12 protein-coding genes are annotated in these 10,971 nt (G+C 65.4%); 6 read left to right on the top strand and 6 right to left on the bottom strand.

Annotated features, from left to right (window positions below):
* The coding region (locus CSQ99_RS30090; RefSeq protein ID WP_425437898.1) for a DUF349 domain-containing protein at window positions 1–1,306 on the top strand (1,306 nt) is incomplete at its 5' end.
* On the opposite strand, the gene CSQ99_RS30085 is transcribed toward CSQ99_RS30090, so the two are convergent.
* Entirely contained in the window at window positions 1,303–2,076 is a 774-nt protein-coding gene (locus tag CSQ99_RS30085; protein ID WP_099042628.1) for a hypothetical protein, read from the bottom strand. The two genes, CSQ99_RS30090 and CSQ99_RS30085, sit on opposite strands and share 4 nt — an antisense overlap.
* A gap of 75 nt (window positions 2,077–2,151) precedes the next feature.
* On the opposite strand from CSQ99_RS30085, the gene CSQ99_RS30080 reads away from it, so the two are divergent.
* The gene (locus CSQ99_RS30080; RefSeq protein ID WP_099042627.1) at window positions 2,152–2,778 is read left to right on the top strand and encodes a TetR/AcrR family transcriptional regulator; all 627 of its coding nucleotides are present in this window, start codon (window positions 2,152–2,154) and stop codon (window positions 2,776–2,778) included.
* Between the two features lie 16 nt (window positions 2,779–2,794).
* Here CSQ99_RS30080 and CSQ99_RS30075 read toward each other — a convergent pair whose 3' ends face one another.
* Both CSQ99_RS30075 and miaB read right to left on the bottom strand, forming a co-directional pair.
* The gene (locus CSQ99_RS30075) at window positions 2,795–3,385 is read right to left on the bottom strand and encodes an Rv2732c family membrane protein (protein ID WP_099042626.1); all 591 of its coding nucleotides are present in this window, start codon (window positions 3,383–3,385) and stop codon (window positions 2,795–2,797) included.
* Window positions 3,373–4,908 (bottom strand): tRNA (N6-isopentenyl adenosine(37)-C2)-methylthiotransferase MiaB, encoded by a 1,536-nt coding sequence (gene miaB, locus CSQ99_RS30070; protein WP_099042625.1) that lies wholly within the window; start codon window positions 4,906–4,908, stop codon window positions 3,373–3,375. The genes CSQ99_RS30075 and miaB overlap by 13 nt, the downstream gene beginning before the upstream one ends.
* Before the next feature lie 176 nt (window positions 4,909–5,084).
* Between miaB and CSQ99_RS30065 the strand changes: the two genes are divergently transcribed.
* The 4 genes from CSQ99_RS30065 to CSQ99_RS30050 are packed head-to-tail and all read left to right on the top strand — an operon-like array spanning window position 5,085 to window position 8,278.
* Window positions 5,085–5,813 carry an amino acid ABC transporter ATP-binding protein gene (locus CSQ99_RS30065; protein WP_176561295.1) on the top strand — a complete coding sequence of 243 codons (729 nt, stop codon included), beginning with the start codon at window positions 5,085–5,087 and terminating at the stop codon, window positions 5,811–5,813.
* 17 nt (window positions 5,814–5,830) lie between these two features.
* The gene (locus CSQ99_RS30060; protein ID WP_099042623.1) at window positions 5,831–6,667 is read left to right on the top strand and encodes a glutamate ABC transporter substrate-binding protein; all 837 of its coding nucleotides are present in this window, start codon (window positions 5,831–5,833) and stop codon (window positions 6,665–6,667) included.
* A 28-nt stretch (window positions 6,668–6,695) separates the two neighbouring features.
* Entirely contained in the window at window positions 6,696–7,376 is a 681-nt protein-coding gene (locus CSQ99_RS30055; RefSeq protein ID WP_099042622.1) for an amino acid ABC transporter permease, read from the top strand.
* A complete protein-coding gene (locus CSQ99_RS30050; RefSeq protein WP_099042621.1) occupies window positions 7,373–8,278 on the top strand; it encodes an amino acid ABC transporter permease in 906 nt (301 codons plus the stop codon). Before CSQ99_RS30055 ends, CSQ99_RS30050 begins: the two co-directional genes overlap by 4 nt.
* Window positions 8,279–8,282: 4 nt before the next feature.
* Here the strand turns inward: CSQ99_RS30050 and CSQ99_RS30045 are convergent, their stop codons facing one another.
* The 3 genes from CSQ99_RS30045 to recA are packed head-to-tail and all read right to left on the bottom strand — an operon-like array spanning window position 8,283 to window position 10,701.
* Complete coding sequence (locus CSQ99_RS30045; protein WP_099042620.1) at window positions 8,283–9,107, bottom strand: TIGR03560 family F420-dependent LLM class oxidoreductase; 825 nt, start codon at window positions 9,105–9,107, stop codon at window positions 8,283–8,285.
* A 39-nt stretch (window positions 9,108–9,146) separates the two neighbouring features.
* On the bottom strand, window positions 9,147–9,671 hold the full coding sequence (gene recX, locus CSQ99_RS30040) for a recombination regulator RecX (protein ID WP_099042619.1): 525 nt from the start codon (window positions 9,669–9,671) through the stop codon (window positions 9,147–9,149).
* Complete coding sequence (recA, locus tag CSQ99_RS30035) at window positions 9,637–10,701, bottom strand: recombinase RecA (protein ID WP_099042630.1); 1,065 nt, start codon at window positions 10,699–10,701, stop codon at window positions 9,637–9,639. The genes recX and recA overlap by 35 nt, the downstream gene beginning before the upstream one ends.
* Window positions 10,702–10,971 lie beyond the last annotated feature (270 nt).

The following is a 10,971-nucleotide window of genomic DNA, read 5'->3' as shown; positions in this document are numbered from 1 at the left end:
TTACTTCGGCAGCGTCAGCTGTGTATCAGAGACAGCGCCAGGACCACCCCGTCCCGCGCCGCGACCCGGTAAGCCGGCGCCGACGATTGCGGCGCCCCCCTCGAGCGATCCCCACCGCTTCGGCAGGGTCGACCCCGACGGCACGGTGTGGCTGATCACCGGCTCCGGTGAACGCGTCATCGGGTCTTGGCAGGCCGGTGACACCGAAGCCGCGTTCGCGCATTTCGGCCGTCGCTTCGACGACCTGCACACCGAGGTCGCTCTCATGGAGAGCCGACTCGAATCCGGGACCGGCGACGCCCGCAAGATCAAGGCCGCGGCGGCCGCACTCGCCGAAACGCTGGCCGACGCCCATGTGCTCGGCGACGTCGACGCCGTCGCCGCGCGGCTGGCCACCATCGTCGAACACGCCGACGAAACGGCGCAGGCCGAGAAGGCGAAGCGCGAAGAACACCGCGCCGCCCAGATGGCACGCAAGGAAGCACTGGCCGCCGAAGCCGAGGAGCTGGCCACCAACTCCACCCAGTGGAAGGTCGCAGGTGATCGGTTGCGCGAGATCCTCGACGAGTGGCGCACCATCACCGGGCTGGACCGCAAGTCCGACGACGCGCTGTGGAAGCGGTACTCCGCGGCCCGCGAAGCGTTCAACCGCAGGCGCGGTTCACATTTCGCCGACCTCGACCGCGAGCGTGCCGGCGTCCGACAGGCCAAGGAAGCGATCTGTGAACGGGCCGAGGCATTGGCCGACTCGACGGACTGGGGACCGACCGCAGCGGCCTTCCGCGACCTGCTCAACGAGTGGAAGGCTGCGGGACGGGCCGCAAAGGACGTCGACGATGCCCTGTGGCAGCGGCTCAAGGCGGCCCAGGACACGTTCTTCTCAGCACGCAACGCCGCGAACGCAGAACGCGATACCGAGTTCCGCGCCAACGCCGATGCGAAGGAGAAACTGCTCGCCGAGGCGGAGAAGATCGATACCAGCGATCTCGAGGCGGCCAGGGCGGCGCTACGGACGATCGGCGACAAGTGGGACGCGATCGGCAAGGTGCCGCGCGAGCGGGGCGCCGACCTGGAACGTCGGCTGCGCGCGGTGGAGAAGAAGGTCCGCGACACCCCGACCGGCGGTGTCGACCCGGAAGCAAAGGCCCGCGCCGATCAATTCCGTTCTCGCGCAGAGCAATATGAACGCCAGGCCGAGAAGGCGACGGCAGCCGGGCGGGAGAAGGATGCCGCCGAAGCGCGGGCGAATGCCGAGCAGTGGCGGCAGTGGGCCGACGCCGCGGCCGCTTCGCTGGGCAGGCGTTAACGCGCCCGCGCCTGCACCGCAACCCGTTGCGGCACCACACGGTGGTACAGAATCGGTTGTGCTGCAACACCGTTGGACTCGAAGGTGGCCAGGACGAATCGTCGGAACGACGGCCGCAGGAGCAGATGCGGTAGGAACGTGCGGAAGTGCGGCCAGCTGGCGTGGTTGATTATTCCGTAGTCGTCACGTTCACCAGGTAGCGGTTCGAACACGGTGGAGTCCGGCAACGCCGTGTTGGCGACGAACCACCCCGCGGTGTCCTCCCATACGGACAGGAGGCGGCGCGGATCGTCGGCATAGAAGAAATTGAGCAGGAACACCGACGACTTGTCGTGGTCAACGTCGGCGATGCGGCGAACGTTGCGTGCCGCGACTTCGTAGACCTGGGCCGCGGCGGCCGTCAACCGATTCTTCATCCGCAGGTATGAGGCATCGCATTTGAGTGCCACCGCAGTGTCTGGATCGACCGTCTCGATGAGCACGACGACGTCGAATCGCGCAGGGGCGACCCCACGCGCACGAAGGAGTTGGTGGCCCATCCCGGGCGCGACCAACCGCGCGTCGAACACCAGCGCCTGCGTCACACCGTGCTTCCGCTCGAGCTCTCCGATGTCCTCGGACAACGCCGACAACACCGCCGCCTTGCGCCGACTATTCGGAAGGAACGGCCGCCGGCGATCCACGGCCGCCGCCAGCATCAGGTACCCGTGGGCGGACGGCGGCACCAACCGGGCCGGCATGGTCTCGGAGCGAGGGGCCGGATCAGGCATTTCATTGTCCTTTCGAAAGTTATTCAACAGTGATGAATTAACTCTACGACGCATGGGACCTATAATTCAACTGTGATGAATAAAGGGCCCGATCGTCCTGGTCCCGGGCGCCGCACCGGTGGCCCCGACACCAAGGCAGAGATCCTGCAGGCCGCCCGCGCACGTTTCATCGAGGTCGGATTCCGTGCGGCGACGATGCGCATGATCGCGGCCGACGCGGGCGTCGATCCAGCCCTGATCAACTACTTCTTCGGCTCCAAACAGGAACTCTTCGGTGAGGCGTTCGCGCTTCGCGCCAATCCGGTGGCTGTCATCGCCGAGCAGATCGCCGGCCCAGCCGCCGACCTGCCTCTTCGATTGTTGACCGCGTTGGTGCAGACGTGGGATGTACCCGAGAACCGGGCGACATTGCTGGCGATCGCGCACGCGGGCGGCGGCGGAGAAAGTCCTTCACTCACAAGGGGTTTCGTCGAGGCAGCGCTCGATGCGCCGGTGGCGGCGCGGCTGTGTGAGGAAGGCGTGTCCGCTTCAGATGCGCGACGATGTTCCGCCGTGCTGGTCACCCAGTTGGTCGGCGTGATCTACGCGCGCTACGTGCTGGAGGTGGCCTCAGTCGCTGAACTGTCGACTGACGAATTCATCGAAGCGTACCGACCGGTCGTGAGCGCCGCGCTCGACGGTTGCCTCCATCGACCCACCTAACGCGCGCCGTGGACAGTCAGTCCTGCGGCTTGTCCTCGCCGATGCCGTCGAGTAGACCCTTACGCTGCTGCTCGGAGGCTTGGCGGCGGCGTTCCTCCTCGGCGGCCAGCTGAAGCGCCGTGCGCGCCCACACCGCCCGTGCCCAGTGGTACGTCACCACAATGACCGCCAGCCAGGCGACGATCAGCCCGATACCGGGACCGGGGTAAGGCCCGGGCGCGGTCTGCCTCGACCACACCGCCAGCAGGCCGAGCAACGACGACACCGTCGACCCGGCCAGCGCGATCCACGCCAGCGCCCAGCGTCGCGTCAGCAGCGCCAACATCGAGAATCCGACACCGAACACCAGCGCCAGCCAGGTGAACACCCGCGAGGGCAGGGAGATCCCCTCGCGGATCGCGGCCTCGCCGCCGATCAGCACGTCCAGGCCCTTGGCGCCGCCGGTGTGGGGCAGCACGAACGACAGCAGAAGTACGAACACGCCGATGGCGATGACCAATGCCCGTGGGCCGGGATCTATTTCACGCGCGACACGTCGCTCGGCGGCCTCGATGTCGCCCTTGAAACTATCGAACTCGCCGTTCTCTGGCTTGGTCACCGGCTGCATCCAGACGACATCTGCGGCTCTGCTGGGGCGCCGACGCGCGGCATGCCGAGGCCGACCCCCGTGCGCGGACGCGCGCCCGCTGCGTGGGCGTCACCCGCCCGGGTGCGGCGATGAGTTCCGATGGCGGAGTCGGCGATCAGGTGATGCGGTGCGGCGCCGGTGACGGTCGTCGTCACGACGTCCCCGGGGCGGATCTGCAGGCCATCGGGGTTGAAATGCACCAGTCGGCCGTCCCGTGCCCGCCCGGACATGCGCGCGGTCGCGGCGTCCTTGCGCCCTTCGCCAGTGGCCACCAGCAGTTCGACCGTGCGGCCGATCTGCGCGGTGTTCTCCTCGAGCGCGACCCGCTCCTGAAGATCGATCAACCGCTGATATCGCTCGGCCACAACGTGTTTGGGCACCTGATCGTCCAGCTCGGCCGCGGGTGTGCCCGGTCGCTTGGAGTATTGGAAGGTGAATGCGTTGGCGAACCGCGCCCGCTCGACGACATCGAGCGTGGCCTGGAAGTCCGCCTCGGTCTCACCGGGGAATCCGACAATGAGGTCGGTGGTGATCGCGGCGTGCGGGATGGCCACGCGCACGCGGTCGATGATGCCGAGGTACCGCTCGGCGCGGTAGGAACGTCGCATCGCCTTCAGCATCCGGTCCGAGCCCGACTGCAACGGCATATGCAGCGTGGGGCAGATATTCGGCGTCTCGGCCATCGCCTCGATCACGTCGTCGGTGAACTCGGCGGGATGGGGCGAGGTGAAACGAACCCGTTCCAGCCCGTCGATGCGTCCGCACGCACGCAGCAGTTTGGCGAATGCTCCCCTGTCGCGCGGCTGATCACGATCGGCAAACGAGACTCCGTAGGCGTTGACGTTCTGACCGAGCAGGGTTATTTCGAGAACACCCTGATCGACCAGCGAGTTCACCTCCGCGAGAACGTCGCCGGGCCTTCGGTCGACCTCCTTGCCGCGCAAGGCAGGCACGATGCAGAACGTGCAGGTGTTGTTGCAGCCGACAGACACCGATACCCATGCGGCATAGGCAGACTCGCGGGCGGCGGGCAGGGCCGACGGGAACTCCTCCAACGCCTCGACGATCTCGACCTGGGCTTCCCGGTTGTGGCGGGCACGGTCGAGCAGCGCCGGCAGTGACCCGATGTTGTGGGTGCCGAATACGACGTCGACCCACGGCGCCCGTTTCAGCACCGAGTCGCGGTCCTTCTGAGCCAGACAACCGCCGACAGCGATCTGCACATCGGGTTCGGCTTGCTTGCGGGGCGCCAGATGGCTGAGGTTGCCGTACAACTTGTTGTCGGCGTTTTCGCGTACCGCGCACGTATTGAACACGACGACATCGGCGTCGCTGTCGTCGGCGGCCTTGCGGTACCCGGCGGCCTCCAGCAACCCCGCCAGCCGCTCGGAATCGTGGACGTTCATCTGGCAGCCGTAGGTGCGGACCTGATAGGTGCGCACCGACGAGGGTTCACGCGAGGAGGTGATGGCCGCCGTCTGGCGAACGGCACTGTCGGCCATCGCCTGTTGCGTCACCGTCGAAGTCACGCGCCCCATGGTACGGACAGGCCGGGATGGCGACCTGAGCGGATTGACGAGTTCCAGGCACGTCCGGGCTTACCTGGGTAAGGTCTGCACCCATGGAACTCACCGGGTCGGAAGTGCGAGAGGTCGATCCGACTCCGACAGCTGTGCCCATGGTCTCCATGGAGAACGTCAACAAGCACTTCGGCAGCCTGCATGTGCTCAACGACATCAACCTCACCGTGGACCGCGGGCAGGTGATCGTTGTACTGGGCCCCTCGGGCTCGGGCAAGTCGACGTTATGCCGCACCATCAACCGCCTGGAGACCATCGACTCCGGAAGGATCGCCATCGACGGCGAGGTGTTGCCCGCCGAGGGCAAGCGGCTGGCGCAACTCCGGTCCGACGTCGGCATGGTCTTCCAGTCGTTCAACCTGTTCGCGCACAAGACAATTCTGGACAACGTGACACTGGCACCGATGAAGGTGCGCAGGGCGTCCAAGGACAAGGCCCGCGAGGCCGCCATGGCGCTGTTGGAGCGCGTCGGGGTGGCCAATCAGGCCGACAAATACCCCGCGCAGCTGTCGGGCGGTCAACAGCAGCGGGTGGCGATCGCGCGGTCTCTGGCGATGAACCCGAAGGTCATGCTGTTCGACGAGCCGACCAGCGCACTGGACCCCGAGATGATCAACGAAGTCCTCAACGTCATGACGTCGTTGGCCAAGGACGGCATGACGATGATCGTCGTCACCCACGAGATGGGTTTCGCACGGGGTGCGGCCAACCGCGTCGTGTTCATGGCCGACGGAGCGATCGTCGAGGCGGCCGAGCCGATGGAGTTCTTCACCAACCCCCAGTCCGACCGCGCCAAAGACTTTCTCGGCAAGATCCTCAAGCACTGACTCGAAAGGAACCAGGAATGCCATCCATTTCGAAACGACTAGTGGGCGCTATTGCGCTTGCCGTCGCAGTCCCCCTCTCCCTCACCGCGTGTGGTGGCGGGGATTCCGGGGGCAGCGCCGCCTCGGGCGACAAAGAGAAGGTCACCATCGGGATCAAGTTCGACCAGCCCGGTCTTGGGCTGAAGAACCCCGACGGCACCTACAGCGGGTTCGACGTCGACGTAGCCACCTATGTCGCCGAACAGTTGGGCTACGCACCCGACAAGATCGAGTGGAAGGAAGCGGTCTCCGCGCAGCGCGAGAACCTCATCGACAACAACCAGGTCGACTTCATCGCCGCCACCTACTCGATCACCGACGAGCGCAAGCAGCGCGTTGACTTTGCGGGCCCCTACCTCGTCACGGGGCAGAGCTTGCTGGTGCAGGCCAACAACACCGACATCACGGGCAAGGACTCGCTGGCCGGCAAGATCCTCTGTTCGGTGAAGGGCTCGACGCCAGCTCAGAAGATCAAGGACGAGTTCCCGACGGTCCAACTGCAGGAGTACCCCAACTACTCGGCGTGCATCGAGGCGCTCAAGACGGGCAAGGTCGCAGCCGTGACCACTGACGAGGTGATCCTCGCCGGCTACGCCGCGCAGACTCCCGGCGCGTTCAAGCTGGTCGGTGGGACGTTCTCGGAAGAGAACTACGGCATCGGCCTGAAGAAGGGCGACACCGAACTGTTGACCAAGATCAACGATGCGCTGACGAAGATGGAGGCCGACGGAGCCTGGGCGGCGGCGTTCGAGAAGAACCTCGGTCCGGCGGGCATCGCGACGCCAGAGCCTCCGGCCATCGCTGCCACCAACTGACGGCCGGCGGCCGTCTCGCGGAGCGAGTATGGAGCTCTTCACCCAGGATCCAGGTGCGTTCTTCCGAGCGTTTTGGGTCACCATCCAGTTGACGTTGTTCTCGGCTCTGTGGGCTGTGGTCATCGGCACGGCACTGGCGGCAATGCGGTTGTCGCCGGTGCCGGTGCTCAACTGGCTCGGCACCGGTTACGTCAACATTGTGCGCAACACCCCGTTGACGCTGATCATCCTGTTCACGTCACTGGGGCTGTACACATCGCTGGGTGTCGAATTGGCCGACTCGAGTTCGCCAACATTCCTGGTGGACAACAACTTCCGCCTGGCAGTACTCGGTTTGTCGATCTATACGGCGTCGTTTGTCTGCGAGACGCTGCGCTCAGGCGTCAACACGATCCCGTTGGGACAGGCCGAGGCCGCCAGGTCACTGGGTTTCACATTCAGCCAGAACCTCAGACTCGTTTTGCTTCCTCAGGCGTTCCGCGCGACGATCATCCCCATGGGGTCGGTGCTCATCGCCCTGACCAAGAACACCACGATCGCTTCAGTCATCGGCGTGGCGGAGGCATCGCTGCTGATGTCGGAGTGGGTTGAGAATTCGTCGGCGCTGCTCCTGATCGGCGGCCTGTTCGCGGCCGGATTCGTCGCGCTCACACTGCCGTTGGGCCTGTTGTTCGGTTGGATGGGCAAGCGGATGGCGGTGGCCCGGTGAGCGGATCATCCGTCCTCTTCGACGCACCGGGCCCGCGTGCCAGGGTCCGTAACTGGATCGCGACCGGGGTCACCGTGCTGGTCGTGGCCTTGGTACTCCTCTACATCGGAGTTGAACTCTGGGCCAAAGGCCAACTGCAGTGGGCGAAGTGGGAGCCGTTCGTCACTCCGAACGTCTGGGAGAACTACATCATCCCCGGTATCGAGGGCACGCTGAAGGCAGCGGCGCTGTCGATCGTGCTGGCGGGAATTCTCGGCGTTGCACTCGGAGTCGGGCGGCTGTCGACGCACGCATGGATCAGTCGGCCATGCGCGGTTTTCGTCGAGTTCTTCCGCGCCGTACCCGTGCTGATCATGATGATCTTCGCGTACTTCCTCTACTCCAAGTACAACCTCATCGACTCCGAATACGCCACGCTGGCAGGTGTGGTGACCGGCCTGACGCTGTACAACGGCGCCGTCATCGCCGAGATCGTCAGGGCCGGGGTGAATGCGTTGCCACGCGGACAGTCGGAGGCCGCATCGTCGCTCGGCATGCGCTGGGGACAGACCATGCGGTCAATCCTGCTGCCGCAAGCGATTACATCGATGCTGCCGGTGCTGATCTCGCAGTTGGTCGTCGTCCTCAAGGACACCGCCCTCGGCGTCGCCATCACGTATCCGGAACTGGTGTCGCAGGGACAGAACATCGGCGCCTCGTTCACCAACTATCTGCCGGCGCTCATCTTCGTCGCGATCCTGATGATCGTCGTCAACTTCGCGCTATCGTCGTTCGCGGTGTGGCTGGAGGCGAGGCTGCGCCGATCACGTCGTGGTGCGACGCCGTTGGACCCGGAGACGATCGAGCAGGAGGGGGCGCCCGGCGCGAAGGTGAAGCTGGCCGAACCGGGCGGCACCATCTGAAACGCTAGATCAGTGCGGCGCAGCGCTCCATCTGGGCGGCCGACGGCGGTTGGTAGAACGACAGCACAGCGTGGTCGCAGCCGAGGCCGTCCAGCTCCGGCAATCGGGCCAATTGTTCGTCGAGGTGACCGTCCGCGGCGGGTAGGACGAACAGTTGAATCGAGCGCCGGATCTCCGCCGGATCGCGGCCGACCTCCGCGCAGGCCTCGTCCAGCAGGGCGCTGGTATTCGCCCAGGCCGCCACATCGCCGTGGCTCGGAACGTTCCATTCATCGGCGTGACGGGCGATGACGCGCAACATCTTCGGCTTCTCGCCGCCGATGACGATCGGCGGGTGCGGCTTCTGTAGCGGTTTCGGATTGGCCAGCGCATCGCGTAGGCGATAGTGACGGCCGTCGAAGGTGACAGCGTCCTCGGTCCACAGCCGACGAATGACGGTGAGTGCCTCGTCGAGCATCTCCACGCGCACGGCCGGGCTCGGAAAGTCGAGTCCGTACCCACGGTGTTCCTCTTCATGCCAGCCCGCGCCCAGCCCGAAATCCAGCCGCCCGCCGCTGATGTGGTCGACCGTCACCGCCATCTTCGCCACGATCGCCGGGTGGCGATACGTCACGCCGGTCACCATGCAACCGATGCGGGCCCGGGTCACCACACCGGCCATGGCGGCCAGCGATGTCCACCCCTCGTACGTCGGATCCGACATATCCGCCAGCCCGTAGAAGTGGTCGTAGTTGGCGACCGAATGAAATCCCAGCTTGTCGGCCCGCGACCAGAACTCGTGGAGCACCGGATAGTCGAATGTCGGGGCGAGCTTGGCCGATAGCAGCATGTGCGCAACGTACCTCGCGCTACCTGCCACACCCGAGGCCTACACCCGGCGTCGCTCCCGTTCGCTGGCCAACTCGACACTGACAACGTCGAACGCCATGGTCTGGTGGTAGCCGCGGCGAGCCAGCATGCCGACGAGCCTGCGCCTCAGCTTGGTGTCGTCATCGTCGCCGAACTTCTCGCGGCGAAGTTTGTCGCGAACCAGCTGCTCGGCGCGCTGACGTTCGGCGCCCGCGTCGATGTCGGCCAACGCGGCGGTGATCACCTCGCTGTCCACACCCTTGTTGCGCAGCTCGGCGGCTAAGGCGCGCTTGCCTTTCCCCGCGTGCACCCGCCGCGAGCGGACCCACTGCTCGGCGAAGTCTGCGTCATCGACCAGTCCGACGCGCGCCAGCCGATCGAGCACCGTGGCGCTGACGTCGTCGGAGTAACCCCGCTTGGCCAGCTGTCCCTCCAGCTCGGCGCGGGTACGTGCTCTCGCCGTGAGCAGGCGCAGACACAACGCCCGCGCCTGCTCCTCGCGAGAGGCCTCAGAAGTCGACGGGGACGGGCAGGGGTTCGACATTGGCGGGGCCATTGGCGGAGTCGTCGGTCAGCACGGCGCCGATACCGAGTTTTTCCTTGATCTTCTTCTCGATCTCGTTGGCCACGTCGCCGTTCTCCAGCAGGAAGTTCCGCGCGTTCTCCTTGCCCTGACCCAGCTGCTCACCCTCGTAGGTGAACCAGGACCCGGACTTGCGGACGAAGCCGTGCTCAACACCCATGTCGATGAGCGAGCCCTCCTTGGAGATGCCCTTGCCGTAGAGGATGTCGAACTCGGCCTGCTTGAACGGAGGTGACACCTTGTTCTTGACGACCTTGACCCTGGTGCGGTTGCCCACCGCATCGGTGCCGTCCTTGAGGGTTTCAATGCGTCTGACGTCCAACCGGACCGAAGCGTAGAACTTCAAAGCCTTTCCACCCGTTGTCGTTTCTGGGCTGCCGAACATCACACCGATCTTTTCGCGGAGCTGGTTGATGAAGATCGCGGTGGTGCCCGAATTGCTCAGCGCGCCGGTGATCTTGCGGAGCGCCTGGCTCATCAGCCGGGCTTGCAGGCCGACGTGGCTATCGCCCATCTCGCCCTCGATCTCGGCGCGGGGCACCAGCGCGGCGACCGAGTCGATGACCAGAATGTCCAAGGCCCCGGACCGGATCAGCATGTCGGCGATCTCCAGGGCCTGCTCGCCGGTGTCGGGCTGAGAGACCAGCAGTGAATCGGTGTCCACACCCAGCTTCTGGGCATAGTCGGGATCGAGCGCGTGCTCGGCGTCGATGAAGGCCGCGATACCGCCTGCGGCCTGTGCGTTGGCCACCGCGTGCAGCGCGACGGTGGTCTTACCCGAGGACTCCGGGCCATAAATTTCGACGACTCGGCCGCGCGGCAGCCCGCCGATGCCCAGCGCCACGTCCAGGGCGATGGAGCCGGTCGGGATGACAGAGATGGGCTGGCGTACCTCGTCGCCGAGCCGCATCACCGAGCCTTTGCCGTGACTCTTCTCGATCTGCGCGAGTGCCAGGTCTAGGGCCTTCTCGCGATCCGGGGCTTGCGCCATGGTGGTCTCCATCCTCGTGCGTGATCGGTTTTCGATCGGTTGGCCGTGACGCTAGAGGTCGGTACCGACAAGTCGGCGTGACCAGACATCCCGCGCTGCCGCCCACAGTAGACGAACACCTGTTCGATTCAAGTTTGACACGCCCGCGTTGACTCGCCTTTTATGCGCGCGAAGCCGGTATACGTTGCCTCACTCAAAATGCGCGCATGCGGTGTGCCTACCTGAGGGATCGGCGAGGGTCCCGGTAGGCCCAAATGATGGGGTTGACGT

This window comes from Mycobacterium neglectum, from assembly GCF_002591975.1.
Classification (GTDB): domain Bacteria; phylum Actinomycetota; class Actinomycetes; order Mycobacteriales; family Mycobacteriaceae; genus Mycobacterium; species Mycobacterium neglectum.
The sequence above is the reverse complement of the archived record's forward strand: the minus strand, read 5'-3'. Positions and strand labels throughout refer to the sequence as shown.